This is a genomic window from Bacillus sp. WP8 (assembly GCF_000800825.1).
GTDB lineage: Bacteria > Bacillota > Bacilli > Bacillales > Bacillaceae > Bacillus > Bacillus safensis.
Genome location: NZ_CP010075.1, coordinates 2969598 through 2983245 on the forward strand (window position 1 = coordinate 2969598; position 13648 = coordinate 2983245).

Genomic DNA, 13648 nt, shown 5'->3' on the forward strand with positions numbered 1-13648 from the left:
TTGTAATCGTTTACAAATTTGATTTCAATCCTAAAACAGGAAAAAACGATCTCCTTTAGAAAAGAAAATCGTTTTTTGGCTATTTTACAGGTGATGATTTTTTTAGGATAATCGCAATAGTTGTTCCAGAGCCTAGTTCACTTTCAACTTGAATATCACCGTCATGCAACAAGACAAGCTCTTTTGCTATCGCAAGCCCGAGACCAGTTCCATTCGTTGGATCATTTGTATTTGTCCCTCTGTAGTAGCGGTTAAATAGGTGATCCACCGTTTCCTGTGCCATTCCGCGGCCATTGTCTTTCATTTCGATCCGAACTTCTTCATCTGTTTCAGATAAAACAGCTGTAATATGAGTGCCTTTTTCGTTATGCTTCACTGCATTCGCCAGCAGGTTCTCAATCACTCGTCTGAACCAGGCTTTATCGATCTCAAATATGACACCATCTGTTTGATCTTCAAAGGTGGATGGATAATCCTCTGATGAGGAGCTTCTTGAGAACTCGTCCATAATGGAAGCTAAAAATTCACTGAGTTCAACAGGTTTCCGATTAATAGGCAGGGCGCCATTCTTCAATCGGTACGTGAGGTTTAAATCCTCAATCAGTGTCGACATGTATTCTGATTTCTCACGAATCACCTGTCCCATTTCCATGACTTCTTCCTTGGACCATTGATATTGATCGGATTCAAGCATGAGTCCATAGCCGTAAATCGTACTTAAAGGCGTTTTCAAATCATGAGACAATCCTGCAATCCATTCTTCCCTTGTGGTTTGAATTTTTCTTCGGTTTGCTTCATTCTCTTTTAACGTATGTGTGAGCTGATCCATTGTTTTTAGGATATCCTCAAATAAACGGTATTCCCGCTTAATACGGCCTTTTTTATTTTTACTGACTGGAATTCCCTTTCTATTTGTTGGTTCCTGCAATTTATTTTTTGATAAGAAAATCAGCCAGCGAATAATGTGATAAATTGGCAGCCCATAGCGATACGAATACCATAATGTCATGACAATGATAATAGTGAGAGCAAGACCTGCAATTAAGATGGTTGTATATTGATTTAAAGCGTCTCTCTCTTTATCGTAAAGCTCATCTGGGCTGTATACTTTATTTGGTACCGAAACGATGATATACAGGTTTTTATTCACCTTCATATAAGTGAGGTCACTTCTAAACTCCCAAGGCTTCGATTGATACTTGAGCAATTCAATATCTGTTACGTTATGTTTCAAACTTGTGTTGGTCCGAATGCCTTTTAAATATTTCCCTTCGTCATTGAACAGATGAACCGATCCGTTCATTCTCTTCAAGAATTCTTTCGTTTCAACCGAATATTGGGATAATGCAGCCAAATTTTTCTCGTGCTGCTTCAGATAATTAGCTACCTTTGTACTGTTCGTTTTGAACCCGTATAACACAATAAAGCTTTTTTGATCAATCTCAATTGGCCAGAAGTACATCTTGTAATCTTTAAATTCTCTTTTTTCAAAGATCTTGATCATTTCATCCTTTTGATAGGATGTTGGAATGGATTTAGGGCGGTGATAGCTATAAACGTTTTTCTTTTTCGAATCAATCACTTGCAGCCAGCCGTCTCGTTTTTTTACTGCTTGCTTGAGCTGATCGTCGGCTTCCATTTGTCCATCCTCGTTAAAATAAAGCCAGCTCATGAGTGTATCTCCATCAGCTTTTGTTAAACCGGTTTCAGCTATGTTCTCATAGTATTTTTTATAATATAAGTTATCAGAGAACGTATTCCCAATCATCAAAATGGCAATGACAATAAACATTTGTCCGACAAAGTGAAAGAAAAGTTTTGCTCGTAAATTCATAAACTATTGAAGAACCTTTGCAGGGTGTGGTATAAATTTATATCCCATACCACGGATCGTCACAATATATTCGGGCTGACTCGGATCTAACTCGATCTTTTCTCTCAACTTTCGAATATGAACCATGACAGTGTTGTTATCACCATATGACGGGACGCCCCATACTTTCTCATAAATTTGATCTTTTGAAAGAACCACATTCGGATGATCACAAAAGTACTTCAGCAAAGAAAGAAGCTGAGCAGAGCATGCCGTCACCTCTCCTCTTACTTTCAATTCGGCTGCATGAGGATGATAGGAGAAATGGGCATATTGATATTGGCTTTGAGTGTCTTCTTGTTCCTCCTGTAAGGAGATATATGTTCGGTTTAGATGAGCCTTAATTCTAGCCACTAGCTCAAGCGGATTAAATGGCTTCGTGATATAATCGTCTGCCCCCTGCGCAAAGCCCGTCAGTTTATCGACATCAGACGTTCTTGCAGTTAAATAAAAAATAGGCGCTTTCGTTACTTTTCTGATTTCAGGCAGAACGTCAAAGCCAGATTTACCGGGCATCATCACATCTAGAAGTAAGAGGTGGATGTCCTCGTTTTTGACAACATCTAATGCTTCATCTGCATGGTAGGCTTTATAAATATGCTTGAATCCTTCTTTTTTTAATACGCGTTCAACCATTTTCACAATTGCTTCTTCGTCATCTGCAATCAATATTTTTGCTGTTTCCACGCATCTCTTTCCTTTCTAGCTATGATCTCTAACCGTATATTACCATTGTCTAAAGTAAAAAAGTACCTCTTTTCTGCATAAAAGCGAAAAAAATCAACTGGAAAAAATAGCAGCACTAGGAAGTTTCAAACACGCAAAAAAACCCGGCATCTGCACCGAGTTCCTTTACATCTATTATCCATTTACAGCTTCTAGCTTTCGTTCATGATTCATTAAATCATATGTTAAACAAATCGGCTTATTCGTTCTAGGATCAAGCACAATTTCTGCATCAATATGGAATACCTGACTGAGTACCTCTTTGGTCATGACCTCATGAGGCGTACCGTCTTTTATGACTTTCCCTTGATTGAGGGCAATCATGTAATGTGAAAAACGCGCCGCATGATTCAAATCATGGATGACCATCAACACAGTTCGCCCCTGCTCTCTATTTAAGCGTTCTAACAGCTGAAGAATCTCGAGCTGATGTGCAAGATCCAAATACGTCGTAGGTTCATCCAATAGGAGCAGCTCTGTTTCCTGGGCAAGTGCCATCGCAATCCATACTCGCTGGCGCTGTCCGCCGGAAAGTGCTTCAATTGGTCGATCATGAAAAGCGATCATTCCCGTTTCCTCAAGTGCCCATCTGATGATTCGTTTATCTTCATTTGATAAGCGACCAAACCCATTTTGATGTGGGAAACGTCCATATGACACAAGCTCATACACTGTCAGTCCACTAGGTGCTTCGGGTGTTTGCGGTAAGATCGCCATTTGTTTTGAAATTTCTTTTGTCGGCGTCTCATGGATAGCCTGGCCATTTAAATAAACAGCTCCTCGATTGGCCTTCATAATACGAGACATCGTTTTTAAAATGGTTGATTTCCCGCAGCCATTCGGTCCAATCAGTGTTGTCACCTTGCCTTTTGGGATACTGACATTCAAATCTTCTACAATCAAACGGTCTTGATAACCGATACAAAGCTTTTCTGTTTCGAGCGATTTCATATGTTGTCTCTCCTTCCTCATTAGTTCGATTTCATCAATAAGTAAATGAAGTAAGGTGCGCCTAAAGCAGAAACGACAAGGCCAACTGGCACTTCTGATGGTGCAAGTATGACGCGGCCAAGTGTATCCGCCAATAATAATAGCAGCGCCCCAATTAACGCGGAGGCCGGTATCATTCCTTGATGCTTTGGCCCAACAAGCTTTCTCGCCAAGTGCGGTGCGGCTAACCCTAGGAAAGAAATACTCCCTGCAACAGCAACACTCGCACCAGCTAATGCAACGGCAATCAGCATGAACAAGCTTCTTTCTTTATGAACTGAAATACCCAATCCATAGGACAGCTGATCACCCAAATTCATGATATTTAAATAGCGTGATCTGACAATCGCGAATATAAGGAAAATCACCATCCATGGTAGAACAGACAGGACATACGTCCAGCTTGAGCCATAAATACTTCCAGATAACCACACGATGGCTTGGTTAAAATCATTTGGGCTCATTTTCAATTGAATGACCACAATCGCTGCTGAAAACGCAGCATTCACACCAATACCAGTTAAAATCAATCGAACAGGTGTGATGCCTTTTTTCCACGCTAACACATAGATGAGAAATGCAGCAAAGGCTGCACCTACGAACGCGAAAAGCGGCAGTACAAAAATCGTGAAATCACCTAAATTCGTCATCGTGCCTTGAAATGCAAAGATAAATAGCACAACGGCAAAGCCAGCGCCGGCATTGACGCCGAGAATACCTGGGTCAGCTAAACCATTTTGAGAAACGCCTTGCCAAATCGCGCCTGATACAGCGATAGAAGCACCGACAAGTAAAGCGATGACCATTCTTGGAAGTCGGAATTCGAATAATACGAGCTCATCCATCTCACTTCCGAATCCAAAAAGTGTTTTCAATGTATCCATCGGAGAGATCCGAATTTCTCCGGTATTTAAACTAATAAGGAACACAGCTACGATCGCGAAAAAGATCATGAGCATCGTTCGTTGATATTTCTTTTTCTTTGCTTGCTGCACCATTTCCATTTAGATTCCGCTCCTTTCACGTCTAGCTAAATATAAGAAGAAAGGAACGCCTATAATCGCCGTGATGGCACCGACTGGCGTTTCAAACGGAGCGTTGACCAGCCTCGCAGCAATGTCTGCATAAATTAACAAAGTGGCCCCTAAAATAGCGGAGCATGGGATAATCCAGCGGTAGTCCACTCCAACCAAGAATCGAGTGACATGAGGGATCACAAGCCCGATAAAACCAATAGAGCCCGCTACCGACACGGCAGCACCCGTTAAAAGAATAACAACCAATACGCCAAGCACCTTGACCGTTTTCGTATACTGTCCAAGTCCTTTCGCCAATTCTTCACCTAAGCTCAGAACCGTGATCGAACGGGCAAGGATCATTGCAATGATTAGTCCTGCAATGGCAACTGGAATGATGATATGAATGTTGCTCCAATTCACACCTGCCACTCCGCCAGCATACCAAAAGCTCATATCTTGAGCGACGTCAAAACGAATGGCAATGGCTGAAGAAATTGAGCTCAAAAGTGCTCCAACCGCTGTACCAGCTAGTGCGAGTTTAACCGGAGTCAGTCCCCCTTTTGACATAGTACCGACACCAAATACAATAGAGGCACCGAGTGCGGCTCCAACAAATGACCAAAGAATTAATGTGAAAGAAGATTGGCCAGGGAAAAATGCTAATGCAATGGCAATCGCAAATGCGGAGCCATTTGTCACACCCATAATCTCCGGTGACGCCAGCGCATTTCTTGTCATTCCTTGCATAATGGCACCTGATACGGCTAAAAAGGCACCGACGAGCGCGGCTCCAACTGTGCGCGGCAGCCTCAATTCCCGAATGATTTGATGTGAAGTTTCTTGTGGATCAAAATGAAAAACGGCTTCCCATACAGTCTGTAGATGAATGTTTGCCGCTCCTAATGATACCGATAAAAAAAGACCAAATGATAAAGCGATGATTCCTATGATGATAACAGCTGCTGTTCCAAAAGGCTTCGTGACAATATCGATCGTATCATCGCTGGCTGGCAGCTGTTTATTCGATTGTGAGCCCAAAACCAGTCTCTTCCTTTCCGTTCATGTTTATTCTTTATTAGTGATAATGATTATCAATCTCGAAGTCTAGTATATCACTTTCTTTTCTTTTTGAAATCATTGTTCTGATAAATTTCTTTATTTTCATCAAAAAACTGTGAGAATTTCATCATTTTTCTTTAGGCCTAAATTAGCCAATGCATTTTTGTTCCTATCATGTTACGATAAAAAATGAAATTGAGAATCATTATCAAGGAAAAATGAATAGGAGAGAACTTTTGTGAAAAAACGAACTGGATTTCTTTTGATTTCTTTATCGATTCTTATGATCTTTACAGCCGCTTGCGGCAGCACTTCAAATAAACAATCTGCAGCGAAAAAGAATGACATGATGACATATCAGGATGCAAAAGGTGAAGTGAAGCTTCCGAAAAATCCGAAACGAATAGTGCTTCTTGCAGAAAGCTATTACGGGGACCTCGTCACACTCGGCAAAACTCCGGTTGCTACAACATCACCCATCTTTAAAAACCCTTTTTATAAAGGGAAAACAGATGGAGTGGAAAATCTCGGAAGGACCCCATCGGTCGAAAAAGTAGCCGCTTCGAAGCCAGATATGATTATTGCTTGGGGGGAAGATGAGAAGTTTGATCAATACAAAAAAATCGCCCCAACTGTAGCGGTAAAATACAATCAATATTCTTTCAAAGACCAGCTAAAAGAATTCGGTAAAATGACAGGTACACCAAAAAAAGCAACAGAATGGATCACAAAATGGGATACCAAAATTGCTGAGGTGAAACCAAAGGTAACCAAAGCTGTTGGCAGCAAAACGGTCTCGATTGTATCGCCATTTGATAAAGGCATTTATATCTTCGGAAACACCTTTGCCCGCGGGGGCGAAATCATTTATGACGAGCTGAAATTAAAAGCACCGAAGGCTGTCAAAAAAGAAGCGATCGACAGCGGTGTTGGCTATGCGAATATTTCTCTTGAGAAGCTGCCAGAATTCGCAGGCGACTATATTTTCACAGGTCCATGGAGCGGCTCAAAAAGTAAAGGTGACCAAGTGTATCAAAGCAGCATTTGGACATCACTTCCTGCCGTCAAAAATAAACATGTATTCGAAATAGATCCAGTCGGTTTCTTCTTTAATGACCCAGTGTCACTAGAAGGTCAGCTAGAATTTATTGTGGATCGATTGACATCTGCATCATAAAAAAACGTTTCTCCAGAAATGGAGAAACGTCTTCCTTATACCGTTCCTTTGGCAAATCCTTTTGACATGAATGGATAAAGCAAAATACCTACTAAGAATAGACCGATTCCAAGACCAAAGGTTTTCAAGTCGGCTGTTCCTGAAATAATGACCCAAGCTGAATACCCCATCGCAACAAGTGCAATGATGCCGTCTCTCGTTCGATTTCCTTTTTGAAGCTCATACGTGTCACCTTGCATAATGACCTTAAAGCTGTAGATGGAAGACACAATATACGGAATAAGATACGCAAGTGTCGCTGATGTAGTTAAAAAGGTAAAAGCTTCATTAATCGTACGTGACATCACAGAGAAGATAAACAGCTGTGACATAATATTTGTAACAGTCAAAGCGAAAGCAGGGCTTCCTTTTTTGTTTGTTTTTGCAAATACTGCTGGAAAATCACCAGCCTTTGCTGCTTGATACGGTACTTCTGAACCAAGTAAAATCCAGCCAAGCATCGAACCAAACAAGCAAATAATCGCCAGCAGAGCCATGACAATTCCGCCAGCTGGCCCAATAATAAGCTGAAGCACATCTACGAATGGTTTGTCAGAGCCTTGCAATTGATCGTGCGGCAGAACGCCCATCGTAATCAATGTGATAATCATGTAGATCGAAAGTGCGATTAAAAGACCTGTAATCGTCGCACGTTTCACATCACGCTGTGAGGATGCTCTTCCTGATAAAATGACAGCTGATTCAATTCCAATAAATGCCCATAGTGTGGAAATAGCCGCATGATGAATTTGACCTCCAAGGCCAAGCACTCCTTCGCTGCCTGTTTCAACCGGGAAGTAGTAATGTTCAAATAATGCCGTTTGAAATGCAAATAATCCCGCAACAATAAAAAGGACGAATCCAAGCACCTTTGAAAAGGTCGTAATAAAATTCAATTTACTTGCAGCACTTAAGCTTGTAATTAAAATGGTATGTGTTCCCCATAGAAGAAGGGTACATACGATAAACGTCATGAGCTGACCAAGCGTGACCGCTTCTTTTCCAAAGGTAAAAACTTCAGTCTTCACTGTGAGAATCGGGAAAAAAGTCGTTAAATAACCAGCAAGACTTGTAATAATTGCGACATTACTAATCCAGCTTGCCACCCAGTATCCCCAAACCATTGTAAATCCAGCTGCTTTCCCTTTTTTCGGATCTTTAAAAAGCGCCCTTGCATAACTTTGTGGTCCAGCTGTCAGCTGCGGCTTATGAATGGACAAATGCCCAAATACAAGCGCAATCATCAGCACACCGCCGCCTGTGACAAGCCATGCCATCGTCACACCTAAAGGACTTGCGTGCTGTGCAAGCGTACTTGGCAGCATAAAGATGCCTGAACCTACCATATTTCCGACGACAAAAGCCGTCAATAACCAAAAACCCCATTTTTTTGTCTGTTCCATTTCCGTACCTCCGTTTTATTCACTTTGGACCAGACCCGGCAGTATCTTCATTGATATATTTGTGAAGCAATGACTTGCATTCTTTATGTTCATAATGGATTACTTTTTAACAGCATACCCTTATTTTTGTGACTCAGAACATAAAAAAAAGCCTGAACAAAAGTCCATGCTTTTCAAAACATACACCTTGATCTCCGGATAGCCCTCCACGCTTCAAAGACGTGGCAGTCCTGCATTTATTCAATGCAGACCCAGCATAAAGAAAGTTGGAGCTCTCTCTACACTTCGGCGCTGATGCCTTTTTTCTCATGATCTACGATTCCATCTCTCCTATGAGTGACTCATCATCCGCGCAACCTCTACCTCACTGAGACATAGCGTGAGGATTTCTATTCATTTTTACTACACGAAGGTTATCAAACATTCTCATTTCTGTCAAAGGGTAAAACATAGAAAAAGGGCAGAGAACCTTTTCTCTGCCCTTTACCTGCTTATTGTTGGTTGTTTTTCTTCTTTTGTACAGCTTCCTGAAGCGGATCGCCTGCTAGCTCTTTACTTGCTTCCTCTAACAGCTGATCTACCTGCTGATGGTTTTTCTCACTTTTCGCTTTTTTATCCTTTTGGAAAAATGACATCGCTGTTTCCTCCCTTTTCATATAATGCGGTTGCCTGTTTAATTTGTGCTACAGCGCTCAGCATTATACAAGGGAAGAGGCTCAATCATCATGAAAGGTCTGTCTCATTTTTTGCAAGTACGACAGAAAGGTTTTTAAATCATCCTTTGTGAAGTCTGACATCATATGCTGAATCACCTTTCCGAAAAGACGAGTATGCTTTTCATAAATGGCCATCCCTTTTTCCGTGACTTCTAAACGGACAAGTGACGAATCGTCCTTGTCCCGTTCTCTTTGAATATAACCCTGCTCACATAATTTATTGAGTGCAATAGAGGCTGCACCAGGGTTTAAAGAGAGTCTTTGCTTCAGCTCTTCGGCATGTGATACTTTGCCTTGTATCAAAATAGAAAGAGCATATATCTGTGGGGGCGTGATGTCTTTCTCTAACTCAAGTAACTTGCGGTTTAATTTACGGCTGACTTCATAATGTACAAGAACAATTTCTTTTAAAATGTCTGCATTACCCATCCGAATCGCATCCTTATCGTTAGTATCAACATGACTTCCCCCTTATTATAGAATGTTTTTCCATTCAGCCAACCCTTTTGGCCTCTTTTTCTTTAGAAATAAGCCTTGCTGAATGAATCCACCCTTGATATAGTGAGTACTTGAACTAAAGATAGAACAGGAGTACGCATCATGACAGGAAAAACACACATCATGGGCGGAATTGCCGCCTCCACAGCCGTTGCCTACTATTATGGATTCGACCCAGTGACGATGGCTGCTGCTGGATCAGCAGGTGCTCTGATCCCTGATCTTTGCCATACAAAAAGTAAAATCGGCAGAAAATTCCCGCTGCTCTCGACACTGATCAGCAGTGTGTTCGGTCATCGCACGTTTACACACAGTTTATTATTTTTGCTGATCATTTATTTTCTAGCAACAACATACATTCCAAATGACAGCCTAAGTATCGGTTTACTAGTCGGGATGGCAAGCCATCTCATTCTGGATGCAGGAACAGTGAATGGGATTAAATTTTTATTTCCGGCTTCCATTAAAGTGCGTCTTCCCTTCTATGTCAAAACAGGCAGCACAGGAGAACAAGTCGTACTATCTGCTCTCACCGTCGTTACCTGCTATTACATCGCTGTCCTCTGCGGCTTCTCCATCCCATTCTAATGAATCAGAAAGAGTTTTCAGAAAAACACAGGATATGAATTGATCATTCCTCATTTTTTTAGTAGGTTTAAGATAAGTGTTTTTGCCTTGCAGCTGAATACAGAATGGTGAGGAGCTACATAAATGAAAGCGTTTTTCAAAAATCACTGGTTTTTAGTGTACTCCATCCTCTTCATGTGGATGAAAACATACATCATTTATCAATTCGGATTTCACATACGAACAGCCAATCTGTTTCATGAATGGCTGCTTTTGATCAATCCACTTAGCTTTTTGCTCCCTTTGTTTGGGATTGCTCTTTTTTTAAATGAAACGAAGCAAAAGGTATTTTTATTAACCGCAAATTTGATTTTGACGGCGATTCTCATATCGAATACGATCTTTTATGGATTTTATATTGATTTCATTACAATCCCTGTATTATTCCAAGCGAAAAACATGGGAGATATGGGCAGCAGTATGACAGAATTATTTCACCCGCTGTTTTTACTGATGCTCATTGATTTCGTGGTGCTGGCGTGGCTGTTAAAGCGCAAACCTTTAGCGCCAAAAGCCTCCTTTAAAACGATCAAAACATATTATGCGGTGTGCTGCAGCTTTCTATTGTTTCATGTCAGTTCAGCCATGATGGATCACCCTCGCTTTCTGACAAGCTCTTATGATCGAGAAGTGATTGTACGAAACCTTGGGCTGTTTCAGTTCCATCTGTATGACGGTGCTGCCCAAACAGCACGTATTGGACAAAAGGCCTTTGCAGATGAAGATACACTTTCAACCGTAGCAAACTACACAAAGGCTGATTACAGTGCACCAAACGAAGAGTATTTTGGACTTGCTAAAGGGAAGAACGTTGTTTTTATTTCACTCGAATCAACACAGCAATTTGTCGTTGATCAAAAGGTGAATGGACAATACATCACCCCCTTTTTAAATCAACTCGCTAAAAAGAGTTTTTATTTTGATGAATTTTATCAGCAGACTGAGCAAGGAAAGACATCGGATTCAGAATTTATTGTCGCAAATTCCCTCTACCCATCTAGCAGCGGCGCTGTCTTTTTCACAGCGAGTGACAACGAATACGACACGTTATACAAACAGTTGAAAAAAGAAAACTATCAATCCGTCCAATTTCATGCGAATAATAAAACGTTTTGGAATCGTGATGTCATGTATGAATCGTTTGGGATTGACCGCTTTTATGATGTCGATTCGTATCAGGTCAATGAACAGAATTCAACTGGCTGGGGCTTAAAGGATATTGACTTCTTTGACCAATCCATTGATTATTTAAAAAAGTTGAAGGCGCCTTATTACAGCACGTTTATTACCTTGACCAATCACTTTCCATTTGAAATCGATCCAAAGGATCAATTGATTGATGAATATGATTCGTCCAGCGCCATTTTAAACCGCTATGTGACGACCGTCCGCTATCAGGATGAAGCCATTAAGACATTTTTTGACCGCATGAAAGAAGAAGGACTGTATGACAATACAATGTTTGTCCTCATGGGGGATCACTATGGTATCTCCGAGGCACATCATCAGGCAATGGCAGAGCTGCTCAAAAAAGATGAAATCACACCGTTTGATGCTGTGAAATTGCAGCGCGTGCCCTTTTTAATTTACATTCCGGGGGTCACAGATCAAGCACCGCAGACAATTTCTGAAACAGCTGGGCAAATCGACGTGAAGCCGACACTCCTGCACTTACTCGGTATTGAAACGAAGGATGCCATTCAATTTGGCAATGACTTATTTTCAAACGAACGGACGCCTTTTGCTGTTTTGAGAAACGGGAACTTTATTACAGATGATTATCTCTATACAAAGAACACCTGCTATGATCAAAAAACAAAAGAACCTGTTGAACAGGATGAGGTGTGTCAGCCTTATATCGAAAAAGCCAATAAAGAGCTTTCCTTATCAGACAAAGTGATCAATGGGAATTTGCTGCGTTTTTATCAGCATTAAAAAGCCGCCAGATGGCGGCTTTTTCTTTTCTCTTTTTACTGAAAGCCTATGAATGGGCAAATAAGTTTGCTTATAATATAGGATACATATGATATTGAATAATAAGAGGTGTGAACATGAAGTATGCGTTCTTCGCCTTCATCGCCATCTGCTTGCTCCTGAGCGGGTGTCAAACAGAGATGAAGTCATCGGATACAAGCAAAAAAACAGAACTTGTCATTTCAGCAGCGGCAAGTCTTCAGGATGCACTAAAGGAAATTGAATCCGCCTTTAATGATGAGCATCCGAATGTGACATTAACAAATAATTTCGGGTCATCCGGCGCATTGAAGCAGCAAATCGCGCAAGGGGCAAAAGCGGATCTCTTTTTCTCAGCAGCTGAAGCGCCCTTTGATGAGCTTGTGCAATCTGGAGATATCGATCAACATTTTATCAAGGATGCCATCCAAAATGAGCTTGTACTCATTGTGCCAAATGATCATTCTTCCTCTATTAAAAGCTTTCAAGACGCCCAGCACATAAAAGGGAAGATTGCTCTTGGCACACCAGAATCCGTTCCTGCTGGTACATACGGCAAAGAGATTTTCATAAAGCTGAACATCTGGAATCAAGTGAAAAAGAACGCTGTATACGGCAAGGATGTGCGGCAAGTTTTAAGCTACGTAGAAACAGGAAATGTGGAAGCTGGTGTTGTGTATAAGACAGACGCCCTCGTTTCCAAAAAAGTAAAGATTGCAGCTGAAGCCAATCAGGACATGCATTCCCCAATCATTTACCCAGTAGGAATCGTCAAAGGGACAGAACATGTAGAGGAAGCCAAGTCCTTTTTTCAATTTCTTCAATCAGAAACAGCCAAATCAATTTTTAAGAAGTACGGCTTTCAAGTGAATTAATGCCTATGATGACTGAAGAATTTCTATCTCCCATTTGGCTGTCCGTGCAAGTTGCCGTTGTAAGCGGGCTGCTTGCCACTGTTTTTGGTACATTGATTGGCTATTGGATGGCGCGAACTACATTTAAAGGGAAAATGATTGTGGAAACGCTGTTGATGCTTCCGCTTGTCCTCCCACCAACGGTTGTAGGTTTTTTATTGCTCTTCATATTCGGAAGGCATAGCATGATCGGGGGCGCGATTGAATGGATCTTTCACCAGCCGGTCATTTTCACTTGGTGGGCGGCAGTTATTGCATCAACAGTTGTGGCATTCCCGCTTATGTATCAATCTGCAAAGGCTGGATTTTCTACGATTGAGTCAGACATTGAAGGGGCTGCAAAAGTAGATGGTGCTCATTCATTCCAAGTCTTCGCCTATATTACAGTACCACTTGCCCTGCCTTCCCTCTTATCAGGCAGCATCCTCAGCTTTGCCAGAGCCCTTGGAGAATTTGGGGCGACCTTAATGTTTGCCGGCAACATCCCAGGAAAAACGCAAACACTCCCAACCGCTATCTATGTGGCGATTGATTCCGGACGAATGGAGCTTGCTTGGGCGTGGACAATTTGTATTATGATCCTATCTTTTATCATGCTGTTGGCTGTGCGCCGAAGCAGTACGTAAAAAATCCCCTTTCTCACATGAGAAAGAG

At 41.4% G+C, this 13648-nt stretch carries 13 protein-coding genes and 1 riboswitch; of the genes, 5 read left to right on the forward strand and 8 right to left on the reverse strand.

What is annotated here, in order from left to right:
- Positions 1–79 precede the first annotated feature (79 nt).
- The 5 genes from QR42_RS15080 to QR42_RS15100 all read right to left on the reverse strand — a co-directional run bounded on the left by QR42_RS15080 (position 80) and on the right by QR42_RS15100 (position 5646).
- Positions 80–1834 carry a HAMP domain-containing sensor histidine kinase gene (locus QR42_RS15080; RefSeq protein ID WP_039181368.1) on the reverse strand — a complete coding sequence of 585 codons (1755 nt, stop codon included), beginning with the start codon at positions 1832–1834 and terminating at the stop codon, positions 80–82.
- A 3-nt stretch (positions 1835–1837) separates the two neighbouring features.
- On the reverse strand, positions 1838–2560 hold the full coding sequence (locus QR42_RS15085; RefSeq protein WP_039181371.1) for a response regulator transcription factor: 723 nt from the start codon (positions 2558–2560) through the stop codon (positions 1838–1840).
- Between the two features lie 174 nt (positions 2561–2734).
- Positions 2735–3550, reverse strand: a complete 816-nt coding sequence (locus tag QR42_RS15090; RefSeq protein WP_039181374.1) for an ABC transporter ATP-binding protein — start codon at positions 3548–3550, stop codon at positions 2735–2737.
- Positions 3551–3570: 20 nt separating this feature from the next.
- Positions 3571–4593 carry a FecCD family ABC transporter permease gene (locus tag QR42_RS15095; protein WP_052196534.1) on the reverse strand — a complete coding sequence of 341 codons (1023 nt, stop codon included), beginning with the start codon at positions 4591–4593 and terminating at the stop codon, positions 3571–3573.
- The gene (locus QR42_RS15100; RefSeq protein ID WP_039181376.1) at positions 4594–5646 is read right to left on the reverse strand and encodes a FecCD family ABC transporter permease; all 1053 of its coding nucleotides are present in this window, start codon (positions 5644–5646) and stop codon (positions 4594–4596) included.
- Positions 5647–5905: 259 nt separating this feature from the next.
- Between QR42_RS15100 and QR42_RS15105 the strand changes: the two genes are divergently transcribed.
- Positions 5906–6844: an iron-hydroxamate ABC transporter substrate-binding protein gene (locus QR42_RS15105; protein ID WP_039181380.1), complete on the forward strand. Its 939-nt coding sequence runs from the start codon at positions 5906–5908 to the stop codon at positions 6842–6844.
- 35 nt (positions 6845–6879) lie between these two features.
- Here QR42_RS15105 and QR42_RS15110 read toward each other — a convergent pair whose 3' ends face one another.
- The 3 genes from QR42_RS15110 to QR42_RS15120 form a co-directional block, all read right to left on the reverse strand.
- Positions 6880–8286 (reverse strand): amino acid permease, encoded by a 1407-nt coding sequence (locus QR42_RS15110; RefSeq protein WP_039181382.1) that lies wholly within the window; start codon positions 8284–8286, stop codon positions 6880–6882.
- A gap of 191 nt (positions 8287–8477) precedes the next feature.
- Positions 8478–8656, reverse strand: a riboswitch (Lysine riboswitch).
- A gap of 121 nt (positions 8657–8777) precedes the next feature.
- Positions 8778–8921 (reverse strand): small acid-soluble spore protein SspJ, encoded by a 144-nt coding sequence (gene sspJ / locus QR42_RS15115; protein ID WP_024423454.1) that lies wholly within the window; start codon positions 8919–8921, stop codon positions 8778–8780.
- 81 nt (positions 8922–9002) lie between these two features.
- On the reverse strand, positions 9003–9431 hold the full coding sequence (locus tag QR42_RS15120) for a MarR family winged helix-turn-helix transcriptional regulator (protein ID WP_024423455.1): 429 nt from the start codon (positions 9429–9431) through the stop codon (positions 9003–9005).
- A 171-nt stretch (positions 9432–9602) separates the two neighbouring features.
- Between QR42_RS15120 and QR42_RS15125 the strand changes: the two genes are divergently transcribed.
- The 4 genes from QR42_RS15125 (at position 9603) to modB (ending at position 13620) form a co-directional block, all read left to right on the forward strand.
- Complete coding sequence (locus QR42_RS15125) at positions 9603–10088, forward strand: metal-dependent hydrolase (RefSeq protein WP_039181385.1); 486 nt, start codon at positions 9603–9605, stop codon at positions 10086–10088.
- A 123-nt stretch (positions 10089–10211) separates the two neighbouring features.
- Entirely contained in the window at positions 10212–12062 is a 1851-nt protein-coding gene (locus tag QR42_RS15130; protein ID WP_039181389.1) for an LTA synthase family protein, read from the forward strand.
- Positions 12063–12178: 116 nt separating this feature from the next.
- Positions 12179–12955, forward strand: coding sequence for a molybdate ABC transporter substrate-binding protein (modA, locus tag QR42_RS15135; RefSeq protein WP_039181392.1), 777 nt, complete (start codon positions 12179–12181; stop codon positions 12953–12955).
- The gene (gene modB / locus QR42_RS15140) at positions 12955–13620 is read left to right on the forward strand and encodes a molybdate ABC transporter permease subunit (RefSeq protein ID WP_039181395.1); all 666 of its coding nucleotides are present in this window, start codon (positions 12955–12957) and stop codon (positions 13618–13620) included. Before modA ends, modB begins: the two co-directional genes overlap by 1 nt.
- Positions 13621–13648 lie beyond the last annotated feature (28 nt).